This is a genomic window from Bacteroidota bacterium (assembly GCA_005882315.1).
GTDB lineage: Bacteria > Bacteroidota > Bacteroidia > Chitinophagales > Chitinophagaceae > VBAR01.
Map to the genome: position 1 here is coordinate 1 of VBAR01000001.1, position 17,940 is coordinate 17,940.

The following is a 17,940-nucleotide window of genomic DNA, read 5'->3' on the forward strand; positions in this document are numbered from 1 at the left end:
TGCTGTGCCTGTTGCTCCGGATGTATTATCATCCTGGCAGCTTACTGTTGTATTGCCTGGACATGTAATGATCGGAGCTGTTATATCCTGTACAGTTATTGTCTGTACGCATGTTGAACTATTACCTGATGGATCAGTTGCTTTCCATGTTCTTGTAATTGTATAGTTGTAATAATTGCTGTTCGCAGGATTTGCGCCTTGTGTACTTGTTTCTGATTGTGTGATGGTCACATTACCCGTTGCACAATTATCCGTTGCTGTTGCTGTGCCTGTTGCTGTCGATGTATTATTATCCTGGCAATTTACAGTTGCGTTCGATGGACATGTGATCACCGGTGCTGTTACATCCTGTACTGTTATTGTCTGTACACATGTTGAACTGTTACCTGATGGATCTGTTGCTTTCCATGTTCTTGTGATCGTATAGTTATAATAACCAGCCAGTGCAGGGTTTGCTCCTTGTGTACTTGTTTCTAACTCTGTGATCGTGATGTTATCTGGATCTGCATAGTTGTCTGTTGCACTTGCTACTCCTGTATTTGCTGATGTATTATTATCCTGGCAATTTACAGTTGTGTTTATTGGACAGGTGATGATCGGTGCTGTTAGATCCTGTACAGTGATAACCTGGCTCTGTGTTGAACTATTTCCACAAGCATCGGTTGCTTTCCATGTACGGGTAACTGTGTAGTTATAAAAATTACTGTTAGCCGGGTTAGCGCCTTGTGAGCTTGATTGACCGAGATAAGAAACTACAGGAGCCGGATCAAAATTATCTGTTGCAGTTACTGTTGGAACTGAAGGAAGCGGATCACTGCATCCAATTGTTGTGTTTGCAGGAACATCTACCAATACCGGTGCTGTTTGATCCAATGATAATGTAAAATTATTTGAAGTAACGCTGCCGCCGCAAGGACGTTCAACAATTACATAATAAGTAGCTATATCAGAAGCATCAAGATTGCTTATAGTTAATGTAGAAGTACCTGAACCATCAACCTGGCTATAGTCGCCACCAGTTAAAAGAATATCTGTAACGCCATTTTCTTTATACCATTTGTAATCATATGAACCAATACCCTGACCCGTTACATCAACTCTGAACTTAACAGAATCGCCAACGCATTTTGTTCTGTTGATAGGTTGTAATGTGATTGATGGAGGATCACAGGCTGCTACGGCAAATGAGCTGAACCCTGTAATACCATTAGCTAATGTTGTAGTATTAGTGGGTGTACCAACAACATTGGGATAGGTCCATGTAGAACCGTCGTATTTACCAACCCTAAATGTAGCAACGGTAGCTCCCGGGTCAAGATCAACAGGAGAACCATTTATATAATTAAACGTGACAGCTGCATTTGTAAATACAACGCCATTATTAGTAACTGTCCAGCGTCTGTTTACGCTATTAGCAGGATCAAGTTCTGATGTAGCAATTGAAGGATGATCACCCTGATCAGTTCTTACAACAAGATGAGATGGTGTCGTTACACTTCCCATTGTGATAGAAACAGGTGTGTAATTAGTAGCATCACCAATATCGTATGTACGGGTGAGTACAGAATTTGCAAAAGCTAAACCGAGATTACCATTTATATGTCCTGTAGTACGTGTAACCGTTGCATTCTGCTGCATTGTTACCACATTAGAACCCGCAGTTGTTAATATACTTGCCAAAGCAAGATTGGTATTTACCTGTATATTGTTATTAAGTGTGGTAGTAGCACTCCCTGTTTTTTCTATTGATAACCGCTCAAACTGTTGAGCTGCGCTGGTAGGCACATTAATAGCAGAGTTATTAGCGCCATAAAATCTTAATACAGCATTTCCGCCATTTGTTTTGAAGCCTGCAGAAATATTACTGTTATTGTTAGTCCAGTTGCCACCAACATAAAAATCAGCACCAGCACCAAATCCCATAGTGATCGCACTATTCTGATTGATCAGCACATTACCGGGTACTGTTATTGAATTAAAGAATTGACCCGTTATTGAACCATCATTTATTAAACTAAGATTCCCTGCAATAGCCCTGTTAGCTGCTGCTAACTGAACCCCGGAATTATCAATAATGACATGATGAGGAAAACCCGGGCCGCTTAATGCATTCCATTCTGCACCATTACCAAATGAGAAAGTGGCATTTTTATAGTGAAGGGTTGAACCATTTGCATAAGTTGGTCCATTTGTATTTATTGAAGCAAACTGATTTAATTCAAGAGTACCATTAATTGTTGAAATGGTAGCACCAAAATTAAGTCCCTTAGCAACCTGTACGGTAACTGTATTTCCAAAACCTAATAATGGTATACCGATTCCTGAAACTGTCGTTGCAGGACTTCCATTTGGAAAATAAACAATACCATTACCAGTGCTGTATATAGTTTTTGTTCCTGTTACACTTATTGAGTTACCTGTAATATTCAACGTTTTTCCATTCAAGTTTAAGTTGGCGGTGGATAGGGATAATGCACCACCAACAGTAATATCAGTACCTAATGTTTTATCTGAAGCACCAATTAATGTAAGATTATTAAACGAAGTTGATGAGGATGATGATAACCCGATAGTTTGTGCACCACCTAAGAATGTAACAGTTCCGGTACCAGGCGTAAATGTCCCATTATTTATCCAATTTCCTGGAGGAGATAAATTTCCTCTTATAAAAATCTGTTGATTGGTTGCGTCTAATGTAGTTCCGCTTTCTATAGCAACATTTCCTCTAATTTCAATAGATCCTTCAATTATAACACTTGTTGATATCGTTGCCTTAACAATGGAAATGCTCGGAGCGATATTGGGTGTCACAGCAATATTACTAACCACAAAACTTGGAGAACCTACAGTTGTTGAGGTTCCAAATTGAACTGATCCCCCAGTAATGCTAAATGTAAGTGCAAGATTCCGATAATCACGAGGAGAGCCTGCACCTGTATTTTCATTTTTAAGAATTATTACACCGCCACTCATGGTAAAAGAGGAACTGCTAGAAATATCAAAACTTGGATCAGAAGCCGAAGTATTCCCGACATTTGCAACAGTCAATACTCCACCACTTTGATTATAGTTGATTGCTCCCCCACCACCACTTTGTAGTCCTCCCGAAATAGTCATTGTACCTCCATCAAGCAACAATGACGACCCTGCACCATAAACCAAAGCATTTAATGAAGTAGTCCCAATATTATAAGAGCCGCTTGTAACTTGAATAGAACCTATTAATCCCGGAGTACCACTTTGTGCTGTTACAGTAACATTTGAATTATTTAACCAAATACCTGTGCCCGCCGGTATAGAATAGCCAATCCCGTTAAAAAATGTATTACTGAATGTATAACTGCCCGACATTTTCAGAATACCATCGGTAAGTGTTAGAAATCCTGCTGCTGCCGTAAAACTTGATGAAGAAATTTCAATAATATTATTGTTGGTAATACCAGTATTATTGACTGTTATTAAATTAAAATCAGTTGTTGTTCCTGTCCCGTTTATTGATTGATTAGCTGCTCCAGTAAATTGTACATTCATTGTTGCTGATGCAATGTTTGCATCAAACGTTCCATTATTTATAAGATTTCCTTTTATACTTAAAACGTTTCCACCATTACCTCCGGTTATTAGTGATCTTCCAGAATTAATGGTAATATCACCAGAAATGAACAAAGTTCTATCTGTATTATTATCTCCAATTACTAAACTTCCACTACCCGCTTCTCCTATCGTTAATGATCCAATTGTATTAGCCAGTGTATTTGAGGTATTTAGAGTTATGTTATGACGAATTAAAACATTACCTGCACCAGCACCCTGTCCAGGAAAAACATTTGTTGCTACCCAATTTGTTCCATCAAATCTTTCCCATGTGTTATTTTGAGTCCAACTGTTATTGGCTACAGTTCTATAATCGCCATTAGATGGATCATCCTTAAAATACAGATAAGCTATATACCCGGATGTGTCTCCAGTTGCTTTTAATCTTAATGAATCGTTTGGACAATTACATACAGTCCATGTTGTAGTAAATTCTCCATTTCCATCAGCTATTACATTCCATGGCAGATAAGATGAGTCTGGATTAACTGTATGACAAGGTTGAAAAAGATTTTTAACTCTTAAAGTCACAGTCTCATTTGGTAAAAAACCAGTACCATAAAATGTGGCTGTTGACAAAGGAGGATAATCCTGATAATCACTTGTCACAGTTGCTTGCCCAAAAACATTATTTACAAAAAGAAAAGATATAGCGAGAAGGAAGTTTGTAATAACAAACTTAGCTCTCAGGAGGGATGCGAAGAATTTCATATCGCAGTATAGTTTTAAATGAGAAATGGTGACCTTGTTAATGATGCAATGCATCATCAGTTCATCAGTGGATGGTGGAAGTTAATGTTTGGCAATTCAATGGATAGTGCACATGCAATTAAAGAAATTCATTCATTTCTTTTTCAATTCACGTTGTTCTATACATGTTGATTATTCCAGGTGCGTTTCAGAGATAGAGGATAGTTTTCGGTGCTGTTTGTAGAGTTAGCCAGGTACAAACGGATTGCTAAAGTAGCCGTGTTTTCCGGAATTACCAATAGCTCTCGTAGAATTACTAATCCACATTTTTTTATAATGAACACGAGGATTGTTCACGATCTATTTCAGTGATGCAACAGGTAACGGGTACTTTATTTTATTTATTATTCTCTTTGGTTCTCAGTGGCCTGTATTAACCGGAGTCCGTTAAGTTTGTATCATGAATTCCATTGATGTTTCAACAGGTTACAGTGTTATATCGGACTGGCTGGAAAAAAAAGGCTATCATCCTTTTCTTTTTCAACAGCAGGCCTGGCAACATATCATCAATAGTGAAAGCGGTTTGGTGAATGCACCAACAGGCTGCGGAAAAACCTATTCTGTTTTCCTTGGGGCTATTATTGATTTTATTGATCATCATCCAACTGATTATAAAAAGAAAAAAAACTGTGGGTTGCAATTACTTTGGATCACACCACTCCGTGCTTTAGCAAAAGATATTGGTCGTGCCATGAAAGAAGTGATTGATGAACTAGGAATGAACTGGAAAGTCGGCATCCGCAATGGTGACACAACCACCACTGAACGTAACAAACAGAAAAAGCAAATGCCGGAAGTGCTGATCACTACACCGGAGAGTTTGCATTTACTGCTGGCGCAAAAAAATTATACAGATCATTTTTCTTCCTTAAAAATTATTGCTGTTGATGAATGGCATGAGTTGCTGGGCAGTAAGCGGGGTGTGCAGGTGGAGTTGGCGGTGGCGAGGATTGTCAATGGTCAATGGGCAATGGTGAATGATCAAAAAGGAACAGTCAATTCACAATTCACCACTCACCATTCACCAATTTCCGTTTGGGGAATTTCAGCAACTATCGGAAATCTTGATGAAGCAAAAGATGTTTTGCTATTACCATTGAAAAAAGAAGGAGTGATCGTAAAGGCCACAATGCAAAAAAAGATAGAAGTAGAATCCATTTTTCCGGATGAAATAGAAACCTATCCATGGGCCGGGCATTTGGGTATAAAGCTGGCGGAGAAAGTAATTCCCATTATTCAAAACAGTAAGACCACACTCATCTTCATCAACACAAGAGGAATGAGTGAAACATGGTACCAGAAAATTTTAGATATATGTCCTGAACTGGCTGGCAGTATCGCTTTGCATCATGGTTCTATTGATATGGAAATGCGCAACTGGGTAGAAGAAAATTTACATACAGGAAATTTAAAAGCCGTTGTATGCACAGCAAGTCTTGATCTGGGTGTTGATTTTCGCCCGGTGGAAACAGTGATACAGGTCGGTTCGCCAAAAGGTGTTGCCCGGTTTTTACAACGTGCAGGCCGCAGTGGTCATGCGCCTGATGCGGTAAGTAAAATTTATTTTTTACCAACTCATTCTTTAGAGTTGGCTGAAGCAGCTGCATTGAAAAATGCAATTGCGGAAATGCTGATCGAAAGCCGTGTACCGATGTTGCTTTGTTATGATGTGCTGATCCAGTTCCTCAGTACACTGGCTTTGTCAGATGGTTTTACTCCCGATAAACTGTATGACGAAATAAGATCCACTTTCTGCTATCGTGAAATGGAAAGAGAAGAGTGGGACAAGATCATTCACTTTATCACCACCGGTGGTCATGCCCTGCAGCAATATGATGATTATAAAAAATTTGATGTGGATGAAACTGGTTTATACAAAATAACCAACCGGCGTATTGGCATGATGCACCGCATGAGCATCGGCACCATTGTAAGCGAAGCAATGATGAAAGTACAGTGGATGAGCGGTGGCTACGTAGGTGTGATCGAAGAATATTTTATCAGCCGGCTTGAACCCGGAGAAGTTTTTTCATTGGCAGGAAGAAAGCTTGAACTGGTTTCTATTAAGGACATGACGGCCTATGTAAAAAAATCGAATGCGAAAAAGTCGATTGTGCCGAGCTGGAATGGAGGGAGAATGCCGCTATCGGCGAATCTTGGAAAGAAGTTGCGGGAAACGTTGAACCTGGCAGTAGTGAATGGTGAATTGTCAATGGTGAATAACATGCCCCCGATTCACAATTCACCATTCACCATTCACAATATCCCAATTGAACTTGAAGTATTAAAACCTCTTTTTGAATTGCAGGAAGAACTATCTCATGTGCCGAAGGAAAATGAATTGCTGATCGAACATATAGAAACCGAAGATGGTTATCATTTATTCGTTTATCCGTTTGAAGGCAGGCTGGTGCATGAAGCGATGGCCGCTATTCTTGCTTATCGTATCAGTCGTATTACGCCTATCACTTTTTCATTTGCCATGAATGATTATGGATTTGAACTGCTGAGTGATAAACCAATCCCCGTGGATGATACGAATGTGTATGAATTATTTTCTCCCGATAATTTACTTAGCGATATACAGCGCAGTGTGAATGCAACCGAAATGGCGAAACGGAAATTCCGTGATATCGCTGTTATCGGCGGGTTGATATCACAGGGTTATCCCGGTGAACAGAAAAAAGCAAGACACCTGCAGGCTTCAGCTTCATTACTGTTTAATGTATTCAATGAATATGATGCGCATAATTTATTATTGCGCCAATCCTATAATGAAGTATTTGCGCAGCAAATGGAAGAAGAAAGGCTGCGTGATATGCTGCAGCGTATCCAGCATTCGAATATCGTCATCACTGTTCCGCAGCAACTCACTCCTTTTTGCTTCCCGATAAAAGTAGATAGTATGCGGGAAGACCTGACCTCAGAAAAACTGGAGGACCGCATTAAACGAATGACGATCGATTTATATCATTAATTAATGATGCCTTTTGTTTTTTACGATAAATTTGCCGCTTATGATCGAACATAGCGGAAAATTTCTTCCTTTCAGTATCAACGACCAGCATCTTTGGCTTAGCGCCGATAAAACGATCTTCTGGGAAGAACAAAAAACCCTGATCGTTGCGGATATACATTTCAGTAAGGTGGGCACATTCCGCAAAGCTGGCATCGGCATTACACAAAAGCTTACCGTATCTGACCTGATGACGCTGATGAATATGGTCTATTATTTTAAAACGGAAAGGCTGGTAGTCGTAGGAGATTTTTTTCACAGTAAAGCCAATAAAGAATTGCCGCTTTTTGAAAAATGGCGGAAAGATTTTCCTTCACTTAAAATTGATCTTGTAAAAGGCAATCATGATATCCTTGATAATGGCTGGTACAAAAAAAATCATATTGAAATACACCAACCGCAGCTCATCATCGGGCCTTTTGGTTTTGTGCATGATATTTATGATGTACAGCATCCGCTTACCCGTTATTATTTCTGCGGGCATGAACACCCGGGCATCCGCTTAAGAAGTATCCGTGCAAAAGATTCTGCTATACTTCCTTGTTTTCATTTTACCGGTGGCTATTGTGTGTTGCCTGCTTTCAGTGCTTTCTGCGGCACTTCAACTGTAAAAGCGGCTGCCAATGAAAATATTTTTGCCATTGCAGAAGGTAAAGTGCTGCAAGTGAGTTAAGACTTCTTCTTCTTTTTCCTGAGTTGGTTATAATCTAGGAAATAAATAAAGCGGGCAGTTATCTCGTTGCCATGTGGTATACTAAATACTCCACTCAGGTTATCGAAGTATTTGGGGTTTACAACGCCATCAACTTCTTCGTATTCACCCAACCAGTTTTTATAACCCAGGATCAGGCGGCTGCCAAGACGGAAGTCCCATGTAAAAAATGCATCGAGGTTAAAGAGGTTGAAGTTTTCATCATTACCACCGGGTGGAACAGGATCGGGCCTGTCAATAAAATAGCCTTCGTCATCAATATTATAAAATTTATTGTAGGTCACTTTGCTCCAGTAATGTCTTACACGCAGTGTCAGGTTTTGCCTTGATGTAAAGTTATAAATACCCGTTAGCAGGGTTGTTACATTGGTAACATCTCTGCGGCCGGCAATTGGATCACCATTTGTTTCCCGCATAAATGCATATCCGCGATTATCATTTTCAAAACTTTCATTAGCCTCCAGCCCGAGTGAAAATTTATTACTGAAACGGTACCGGGTACCAACTTCCAAACCATAATATTGGTTATCAAATTCAGGAGTAATTGCATAGATCCCTTCTAAACTGAAAAAGAATTTTTTCCGGCTATCGCTGCTACCACCTAATGTGAAATAATAATTTGCCGGGTAGCGGACAAACATGCCAGGGGTCTGTAACTCAAAGAAATCGCGGTACCAGACGGGATTAATAGCAGTAGTTACGGAAACGTCCCAGAAATTTTTAAACAACCAGAAAGCACGGGTATTGATCTGGTACATCGCATACATACGGGGATCGTAATTGAGATTATACTTCATCGAAAGACTGTAGCTATACGTAATAAAATTTTTTGTCGGCTTGATCTGGTTATAGCTTACAGCAGCAGTATTGGCAATTTCATTGGCAGCTGCGAGAAAGCCCATATCGTTCGGGTCATACTTAGCCGATTCAATATTATTCGCAAATGAATACTGCCAGTAGCCGCTTACTTTGGCAAATTTCAGCATAGTATTGAAACCATCATAGGGTGAAGCTGTCCATACTTTACTGTATCGTGTAGTGCCCTGTAAAAGATGTGAACCTTTTTTATTGTACAAGGCGAAATCGAATGCACTCACATTGGCATCACGGGACATGCCATTGCGCAGCACATTGGTATTGGTAAACGTGAGATAAGATCTTCCTTTCAATGCCTGATCAAATACAATGATATTATAATTTGCCAGCGGCTCTGTATTGATCTTTGTTTCTACACCGGTCGTTTTATCTTTAACCTTTGCGTACATCGGTGCAGTAACCGCATTAAAAACACCAATGCCTAATTTTTTATCTGTACGACCGGAAAATTTAATACCATTATATAATTGTGTGATGGATGGATTCTTTACCAATTCGAGGTTCGGGTCTGTATCAACCATATCCCTTACTGAAAAATACCCGGTAGGTGTCCGACCTATCCTTCTTGAATAAAACAAACCAGATTTATTAAACAATTCCGTTCCTTCAGTAAAGAAAGGACGGTTCTCCGTAAATTTTTGTTCGTAAGGTGTGAGATTGTTGATCACATTATCAGAAATTACCTGGCCAAAATCAGGGATCAATGTGGCATCAAGTGTAAAGCTTTCATTCAATCCATACTTAATATCCATTCCGCCATTACGGAGCCATTTGTTATTAAAGCCATCTTTATGAGGTGATGAACTGAAACCGGTAGATACATATGGTGAAAAACTTAGACGGAGTGGTGGTTCAATATTTTTAAGTGATACCAGTTCGCCAAACTGGTTTACAAAACCGTTGATCTCCGGGTCCACATGTCGCCAGAAACTTCTTTCATTGTTCGTTCTCATAAAACGCATGAATTGCAAACCCCAGGTCTGCACTTCTGCTTTGGGAAAACGAAGTGATAAATAAGGTATCCGCATTTCCACTACCCATCCATCAGCTTTCATACTTACCTGGCTGTTCCAAACAGCCTCCCAGGTTTTATCACCGTAAGAATCAAAATCAGTTGTTGCATTAGGCGACAAACGGGCATCTGTTTGCACATTAGCAGTAGTAACCAGGAATTGAAATCCATTTTGCTTGTCACCATACGTGTCAAAAAAAACAGAGAAATAATCAACATCTTTTCTCCCCTCATCATCTCGTGAAGTAAATTGTTTTCTTATTTGTGAAGGCTCATCATATAAATAAGCGCCGATGTAAATGGCTGCATTATCATACACAATACGCACTTCTGTTTTTTTAGTGGCTGGTTCACCTACGTTTGGAGAATTTTGTATAAAGCCGGTAAGAATAGTAGCATTTACCCATGCAGCATCATCAAGGTTACCATCAATTTTAGGCACCGATAAAGTCTTAACCGCCTCGACAGATTTGTTTTGTGATTGAGCAGTCAGAATGGCAAACAATAAAGTAAACAGAACCAAAACTCCGGTCTTCATACAGTAAATTGGGTTTACAAACAAGGGTACAAAGCTCAGAGACCTTAACCATTTAGTAAAGGCTGCAAAATACACCAAAATAGCTGTAATTGAACCGTAATTTTACCTCTCAATTCATCCTTTTCTTTAATGTTACTACCTGCTCCTGCAGATTATTTACCAATGATGCCAACTGGTTTACATCCCAACGGGCTTGTTGACCTGCTTTGGAAATAACATAGTTGGATTCCCATATTTCTACGACATCACCGAGGTCAATTGAGTAGGGCTGATAGGAAGGATTATCGCTGACGAGAGTCAGTTTGTTTTTTGCTTTAATATTTTTTTGTACCCGCTTATAAACAATACCATCCGTACGGGATACTAAAATACAGGCTGAATTATTTTTTAAATCATCCGGGTCATCTACTTTTTCACAAACAATGATGGAGCCGCTCGGCACCGGCAACATACTATCACCCACAATTTCAAATGCACGATAATCACCACCACTCATCATCGGTAAAGTAAAAGTATTGAGTTCATCAATGAACTCAGGATCGCCATAACCTGCCATATAACCAGCGGCTGCTTTTACCGGCACGAATGGAATATCATTCCTGCCCTGTGCAAGTTTGGCTGCACGACGTCGGGCCAGGTAGTTGGACTTATTATCACTTAAATCTCTTCTGAGCAGATCGTCCATCGTGATCTTGAACATATCACAGACCATCTCCAATACTTCCATATTTGGCAGGGCCCTCTCCTCTTCGTAGGCACCTATAAGGCTTCTTTTCACTCTTAACTTATCAGCAAATTCCTGCTGTGTCCATCCGCGCAACTTGCGCAGGTATTTCAGATTCTGATTAGCAAATGACATAAAGGCTAATTTAATTAGCTGCAAAATACTAAAATTTTTTGTTTCTCCAAATTTCTGTTCAATTTGACATAGATCGTATATAAGGCATTTATGAAGTTTATTTAAAACCTGCTTTTCAACAACTGTGAACTATGGGGTTTGATGCGCTAAGAATTATTCCGCACATTTGCCTTTCATTATGGCAAAAGCTAAAAAAGAAAGACCGGTAATATTGATCGTAAACGATGATGGTGTTACAGCTCCTGGTATTATTAATCTTGTAGATTCAGTTAAAGATCTTGGAAAGATCGTAGTAGTGGCGCCAGATAAACCACAATCCGGGATGGGGCATGCGATCACTATTGGTTCCCCGCTACGCTTGCATAAAGTACAGGTGCCAGGAGCTGATGAAGCTTATGCCTGTACTGGTACACCCGTAGATTGTGTAAAGCTTGCCGTTGATAAAGTATTACACCGCAAGCCTGATCTATGCCTGAGTGGAATTAATCATGGTGCTAATCACAGTATCAATGTTATTTACTCGGGTACTATGAGTGCCGCATTGGAAGCTGCTATTGAAAGTATTCCTTCCGTTGGTTTTTCTTTGCTCGATTTTAGCATTGATGCAGATTTTACAGCAGCAAAAAAATATGCCCGCATCATTGTAGAAAAAATGCTGAAAACAAAGCTGGATAAACATGCTGTACTGAATGTGAATATTCCGGCTTTACCGGCAGACCAGATAAGGGGAATAAAAATATGCAAGCAGGCTTATGCTAAATATGAAGAAGATTTCATTGAACGTCATGACCCCGGTGGCAAACGATATTACTGGCTTACTGGTGAGTTTGTAAATTTTGACAAAGCAAAAGATACTGATGTGTGGGCATTGGCGCATAATTATGTAAGTGTGGTTCCTGTACAATTTGATCTGACGAATTACGTTCTTAAAGCGAAACTTGAAAAAACATGGAAATGATATTTAAAAAAGATAGTTTAAAACTCGGATTGGTATTAGGTCTTGTCGGACCCGTATTAGGTTTAGTGGTCATTTATTTTGTCAAATACAGCGAAGTCAGCTTCGGAGATTTTTTTGATCTCTTTATAAATACCAGGAGTATGATCACCGCCATTGGTTCACTTTCTTTATTGGCCAATGTAATTTTATTTACTCTTTATATTAATACACACCGGGACAATACCGCTAAAGGCATTTTCCTGATCACACTTGTTTATGGTATTGCAATTCTGTTGTTGAAAGTTTTTGTTCACTAACAAGGCTATTTATTTCCCCCCTTTTATTTCCAGTGTGCACGTTGGCAAATGTTATAGTATTTTGCAGCTTCAATGAAGTATTATATAATAGCCGGTGAAGCATCCGGTGATCTGCACGGCAGCAATCTTATAAAAGAATTAAAGAAAAAAGATACGGCAGCAAATATCCGCTGTTGGGGCGGCGATCTCATGCAACAAGCAGGTGGTGATCTTGTAAAACATTACCGTGACCTTGCATTTATGGGTTTTACTGAAGTGCTGATGAATCTGCCAACCATTCTACGCAATTTGAAGTTCTGCAAAGAAGATATTTTATCATTCAAACCTGATGCTATTATACTGATCGATTATCCCGGTTTTAATTTAAGAATTGCGAAATGGGCAAAAGAACAGGGCATTAAAGTCATTTACTATATTTCGCCACAGGTTTGGGCATGGAAAGAAGGTCGTGTAAAAATGATGAAAGAATGCATTGATAAAATGTTGGTGATACTTCCATTTGAAAAAGATTATTTTAAAAACAAATGGAACTGGGAAGTGGAATATGTAGGGCATCCGTTGGTAGAAGTAGTAGAAAGTGAAATGATAAAAGTGAAAAGTGAAAATTCAAGTGACAAAAAAAATATTGCATTGTTGCCGGGTAGTCGCAAGCAGGAAATACTGAAGAAGTTGCCGATCATGCTAGAGGTTTCAAAATCATTTCCTGGCTATCAATTTGTAATTGCAAAAGGATCGGCTGTCGATGATAGTTTCTATAATGAACTGATAAAACCCTACCCTAATGTATCATCGGTAAGAAATGAGACTTACAATTTACTCCTGGAATCAAAAGCTGCATTGGTTACTTCGGGAACTGCAACATTAGAAACCGCATTGTTTGATGTACCAGAAGTTGTTTGCTATAAAGGTTCATCTATCTCCTACCAAATAGCAAAACGGCTCATCAAAGTAAAATACATCTCACTTGTAAATCTTATTATGGATAAACCGGTGGTGAAAGAGTTAATACAGGATGAACTTACTCCCGAAAATTTGAAACACGAATTACAGGAATTGCTTTCCAACGAAGAACGAATTAAGCAGGTAAAAAAAGATTATTCAGATCTAAAAACTTTACTCAGCCAGGGCGGGCATGCATCTGAAAAAGCAGCTAGTTCGATCTTTAACTTTCTATCGTGACAGAAATTTTATCAGCATTATTATCAATGCCAGCAAGAACAGCAGGATGCTTGTCCGGTTGATCCAATGCATTTTTTTGATGAAATCTGTTTTGGGCCGGTTGGGATCTGGCTTGCGCAGGTAAAGATATTCAGCAATTTGTTTAAGCACTCCCATTGTGTAATAGTTTATCGTTGGAAAATAAAGTTATCACTTATCTTAGAATGATAACAAATAAGCATGTATAAAGTTGTCATCAAATCGTTTTTTTTAATACCGCTGTTATTATGTTCCTCATTTTTAAATGCTCAGGAAAATTATCCGTTCGTGCATGAAACAGATCCATTGGCTATAAAAAAACTGGAAGAATGGAAAGACTGGAAATTCGGTTTGCTGATGCATTGGGGAGCCTATTCTATCTGGGGTATTGTAGAAAGCTGGAGTCTGTGCCCCGAAGATGAAGGATGGTGTGAACGTAAAAAAGGCAGCTTTCAAAATTATGCCGAGTATAAAAAAGATTATGAAAATCTCGGGGCACAATTCAATCCTGTAAAATTTAACCCGGCTAAATGGGCCACCGCTGCTAAGGATGCGGGCATGAAGTATATGGTGTTTACTACCAAACATCATGATGGTTTTAGTATGTTCGATACTAAACAAACAGATTATAAGATCACAGCTCCCTGGGTGCCGTTTCATAGTAATCCGAAAGCAGATGTAACAAAAGAAATTTTTAATGCTTTCAGAAATGAAGGTATCAGCACCGGCGCTTATTTCAGTAAACCGGATTGGCATAACGAAAATTTCTGGTGGCCCTATTTTCCGCCGATGAACAGGAATGTGAATTATGATATTAAAAAATACCCGCAGCGCTGGAAAAATTTCCAGGACTTTACTTATAACCAGATCAAAGAGCTGATGACTGATTATGGCAAGGTTGATATTCTCTGGCTGGATGGTGCATGGGTGCGGCCCGATTCAGTGGTTGATAAAAATATAGATTGGCAAAAAAATATTCCTGCCGGACAGGATGTGGACATGACACGAATTTCAAAAATGTGCCGTCAATTGCAACCCGGCATTATCATCGTTGACCGTTGGGTGCCGGGGCCATATGAAAATTATCATACACCTGAGCAGCAAATTCCTGATAAACCCCTTCCCTATCCCTGGGAAACATGTATGACGATGGCAGGTAGCTGGAGTTATGTACCAAATGATAAATATAAACCCACGAACACAATCATTCATAACCTGATCGATATTGTTTCAAAAGGTGGAAACTATTTACTCAATATAGCACCTGGCCCTGATGGAGAATGGCATGATGATGCGTATGTAAAACTGAAAGAGATCGGCATATGGATGAAGCTGAATGGTGAAGCGATTTATAATACAAGACCGATTGCTCCTTATAAAGAAAATAATATTTGTTTTACACAAAGCAAGGATGGCAAAACAATTTATGTACATTATTTGTTAAAGGAAAATGAGTCAATTCCATCTGAAATTATTTTTAAAGGAACAGAGCCCGGCAGCAAGTCGGTTGCTTCATTGGTGTCAACAGGGAAAAAGTTGATCTGGAAAAAAGAAAATGGGGTTACAAAAATAGTTTTACCGAAAGGAACTACTGCTTCTCATGCCATTGTAATTAAAATTACCAACGGCTAATAATCATATACACTTATGAAAAAAATACTGTTATTAATTTGTACTGCTGGCAGTTTTTTATTTTCACAAGGGCAGTCAAGAATTGATCCCTCTAAAATTGATATCGTCCGTGATTCATTTGGTGTGCCGCATATTTTTGCTAAAACAGATGCTGAAGTTGCTTATGGATTGGCTTGGGCAAATGCAGAAGATGATTTTAAAAGTATACAAGAAGTAGTGTTGCCTGCTAAAGGGCTGATGGGAAAAGTGCAAGGCAAAGCCGGTGCTGCCGGTGATTATGCATTTGCTTTATTTCGTTGTAAAGAAATAACTGAAGAAAGATGGAGCTTACTTTCTCCTGAATTCATAAAGCTGATAGAAGGTTATTTACAGGGCATTAACGCTTATGCCGCCAGTCACCCATCTGAAGTATTGCATAAAAAAATATTTCCTGTTACTCCCAAAGAATATATCTCTTCATCGGTACTTGCACTCACTGTTTTTAATGGTGCCGGTGATGCATTGCAACGCATTTTTGCCAATAAAGAATTTACTGTGCCTGAACTGGACAAGAAAGGAAGCAACTCATCGGCAGTTCATAACTCAAAAACAGAAACAGGTGAAAACTATTTACTGATAAATGCTCATCAACCCAATACCGGTTCGCAGGCATTTTATGAAGCGCATATTTGCAGCGAAGAAGGCCTGAATGTACTTGGGGGTTTGCTTGCTGGCGGCCCCTGTATTTTGCATGGTGTAAATGAAAATTTAGGTTGGGCACACACTGTTAACTATAACGATCGCATGGATATTTATCAACTTGAAATGAATCCTGGCAATTCAACTCAATACAAATTTGACGGGCAATGGATAGACCTTGAAGTAAAAACAGTGAAACTGAAAATAAAAGGTGTACCGGTTACTATAAAAAGAAAGGTTTACTGGAGCAAGTATGGCCCTACTATGAAAAACAAACAAGGCTTTTTCTCTATCCGTTTAGGAGGATGGATGCGAATCGGTGCATTGGAACAATGGTATAAAATGGATAAAGCGAAAAACTTTACTGAGTTTTCTCAAGCCATCAGTTCACAGGAACTTTCTATGTTCAACATCATGTATGCTGACCGTCATGATACTATTTATTATATCAACAGTGGCTTGGTTCCAATACGAAAATCACCTGAATATAACTGGCGCCGCACAGTGCCCGGTAATACTTCAAATACTTTATGGACGGAATTCAGGACTGTGAAAGAACATCCGCAATATATAAACCCTTCCAGCGGGTTTTTATTCAATACGAATCATTCATCTTTTCTCGCAACTAGCGCAAACGATAACCTGAAACCTCAATCTTTTCCTGCAATAGATGGTTGGGAAACTTATCATAACAACCGCAGTGCAAGATTTCTTGAATTATTTCCGCAAAATGAAAAATTGAGTTTTGAAAAATTCAAGCAAATAAAATTTGACAAACAGCTGCCAACACAACTTCGTTATCCTTATGGCATTGATACAATGAACCTGCTAAAGGAAAACGACTATCCCGAATTCGCATCATTGATCACAGAATTTAAAAATTGGAATAAAAAAGGTGATGCAAACAGTAAAGGTGCCGCCATCTTTCTTTTAACTTATCAGCATCTTGCAAAATCACTGAATGGCCAGGCTTCAAAACCTATTACTAAAGCTGAGGCAATTGAAACTTATAAATATGTAAAAGATTATCTGACCACTCATTTCGGACGTACAGATATTATGCTGGGTGATCTGCAAAAACTGGTTCGAGGCGATAAAGACTGGCCACTCGGTGGCTTTCCGGACCTGCTTTCGCCACAATGGACATCGCCGTATAAAGATGGCAAGCTAAAATCAACAGGTGGTGATGGATTGATCATGTTTGTCCGTTTTCCAAAAAATAATTTACCAATTATTGAAACGGTGAATATGTATGGCGCATCTTCTCATCCAGGCAATAAACATTTTGATGACCAGGTGGAAATGTATTTACAACAAAAAACAAAAAAGATGACGCTGGATAAAAAAGAAGTTTACAGAACCGCTAAAAGAGTTTATCATCCGCAATAAAAAAAGGTCGCTATGTTTAAACATAACGACCAGGGTCAACGGTTTATGGTTTTTGATTATATACGCTTACATAAATCTGAATTCTTTTACTAATAAATTTCTGATATTTTCCCAGCGACTGGTATTTACTTCTTTTTCTGTAATTGCCAGTAACCCTTTGTACATAAAATCAGGCGCATTCATTTTTACCTGGCGTAACCAGTTCAAAATTTCTTCATTGCTGAGGCCACGAACAGACCATTTGCTATAAGGCGCCATATTATCATAAGGCTTGCCGATAGAGAATTTCTGGTCGCTGTCAGCCAGTTCAGCATCGGAATACCTCCGCCACACTTTTTTCTTTACTTGTACATCACCGCTTTTCATAACTGTTGGTTTAATTAGTCTTGTAATAGTTTTAATGAGATCAGATGCCATAGCCTGTTATAAAATT

General features: G+C 39.0%; 11 protein-coding genes. 7 read left to right on the plus strand and 4 right to left on the minus strand.

All coding sequences use genetic code 11. The annotated features are described in order from the left end of the window. The coding region (locus E6H07_00005) for an immunoglobulin domain-containing protein (GenBank protein ID TMI64335.1) at positions 1-4,362 on the minus strand (4,362 nt) is incomplete at its 3' end. A 382-nt stretch (positions 4,363-4,744) separates the two neighbouring features. Here E6H07_00005 and E6H07_00010 point away from each other — a divergent pair. Further along, the gene (locus E6H07_00010) at positions 4,745-7,321 is read left to right on the plus strand and encodes a ligase-associated DNA damage response DEXH box helicase (protein TMI64336.1); all 2,577 of its coding nucleotides are present in this window, start codon (positions 4,745-4,747) and stop codon (positions 7,319-7,321) included. A gap of 40 nt (positions 7,322-7,361) precedes the next feature. After that, positions 7,362-8,033 (plus strand): ligase-associated DNA damage response endonuclease PdeM, encoded by a 672-nt coding sequence (gene pdeM, locus E6H07_00015; protein TMI64337.1) that lies wholly within the window; start codon positions 7,362-7,364, stop codon positions 8,031-8,033. On the opposite strand, the gene E6H07_00020 is transcribed toward pdeM, so the two are convergent. Together E6H07_00020 and E6H07_00025 are read right to left on the minus strand one after the other, a co-directional pair. Further along, positions 8,030-10,498, minus strand: coding sequence for a hypothetical protein (locus tag E6H07_00020; protein TMI64338.1), 2,469 nt, complete (start codon positions 10,496-10,498; stop codon positions 8,030-8,032). The two genes, pdeM and E6H07_00020, sit on opposite strands and share 4 nt — an antisense overlap. Positions 10,499-10,607: 109 nt before the next feature. Beyond that, the gene (locus E6H07_00025; GenBank protein TMI64339.1) at positions 10,608-11,357 is read right to left on the minus strand and encodes a LexA family transcriptional regulator; all 750 of its coding nucleotides are present in this window, start codon (positions 11,355-11,357) and stop codon (positions 10,608-10,610) included. A gap of 178 nt (positions 11,358-11,535) precedes the next feature. Between E6H07_00025 and surE the strand changes: the two genes are divergently transcribed. From surE to E6H07_00050, 5 genes are all read left to right on the plus strand, one after another. Continuing rightward, a complete protein-coding gene (gene surE, locus E6H07_00030; GenBank protein ID TMI64340.1) occupies positions 11,536-12,315 on the plus strand; it encodes a 5'/3'-nucleotidase SurE in 780 nt (259 codons plus the stop codon). Then, positions 12,306-12,611, plus strand: a complete 306-nt coding sequence (locus E6H07_00035) for a hypothetical protein (protein TMI64341.1) — start codon at positions 12,306-12,308, stop codon at positions 12,609-12,611. The genes surE and E6H07_00035 overlap by 10 nt, the downstream gene beginning before the upstream one ends. Positions 12,612-12,683: 72 nt before the next feature. Continuing rightward, complete coding sequence (locus E6H07_00040) at positions 12,684-13,790, plus strand: lipid-A-disaccharide synthase (protein ID TMI64342.1); 1,107 nt, start codon at positions 12,684-12,686, stop codon at positions 13,788-13,790. 219 nt (positions 13,791-14,009) lie between these two features. Further along, the gene (locus E6H07_00045) at positions 14,010-15,440 is read left to right on the plus strand and encodes an alpha-L-fucosidase (protein TMI64343.1); all 1,431 of its coding nucleotides are present in this window, start codon (positions 14,010-14,012) and stop codon (positions 15,438-15,440) included. Between the two features lie 15 nt (positions 15,441-15,455). Beyond that, positions 15,456-17,507, plus strand: coding sequence for an acylase (locus E6H07_00050; GenBank protein TMI64344.1), 2,052 nt, complete (start codon positions 15,456-15,458; stop codon positions 17,505-17,507). Between the two features lie 66 nt (positions 17,508-17,573). On the opposite strand, the gene E6H07_00055 is transcribed toward E6H07_00050, so the two are convergent. Continuing rightward, complete coding sequence (locus E6H07_00055) at positions 17,574-17,924, minus strand: hypothetical protein (protein ID TMI64345.1); 351 nt, start codon at positions 17,922-17,924, stop codon at positions 17,574-17,576. Between the last annotated feature and the right edge of the window lie 16 nt (positions 17,925-17,940).

Excerpts from the sequence above, each read along its gene's own strand:
- E6H07_00025 (TMI64339.1), bottom strand. The coding sequence starts at position 11,357 with ATGTCATTTGCTAATCAGAATCTGAAATACCTGCGCAAGTTGCGCGGA.
- pdeM (TMI64337.1), top strand. The coding sequence starts at position 7,362 with ATGATCGAACATAGCGGAAAATTTCTTCCTTTCAGTATCAACGACCAG.
- E6H07_00035 (TMI64341.1), top strand. The coding sequence starts at position 12,306 with ATGGAAATGATATTTAAAAAAGATAGTTTAAAACTCGGATTGGTATTA.
- E6H07_00010 (TMI64336.1), top strand. The coding sequence starts at position 4,745 with ATGAATTCCATTGATGTTTCAACAGGTTACAGTGTTATATCGGACTGG.
- E6H07_00045 (TMI64343.1), top strand. The coding sequence starts at position 14,010 with ATGTATAAAGTTGTCATCAAATCGTTTTTTTTAATACCGCTGTTATTA.
- E6H07_00050 (TMI64344.1), top strand. The coding sequence starts at position 15,456 with ATGAAAAAAATACTGTTATTAATTTGTACTGCTGGCAGTTTTTTATTT.
- surE (TMI64340.1), top strand. The coding sequence starts at position 11,536 with ATGGCAAAAGCTAAAAAAGAAAGACCGGTAATATTGATCGTAAACGAT.
- E6H07_00055 (TMI64345.1), bottom strand. The coding sequence starts at position 17,924 with ATGGCATCTGATCTCATTAAAACTATTACAAGACTAATTAAACCAACA.
- E6H07_00020 (TMI64338.1), bottom strand. The coding sequence starts at position 10,498 with ATGAAGACCGGAGTTTTGGTTCTGTTTACTTTATTGTTTGCCATTCTG.
- E6H07_00040 (TMI64342.1), top strand. The coding sequence starts at position 12,684 with ATGAAGTATTATATAATAGCCGGTGAAGCATCCGGTGATCTGCACGGC.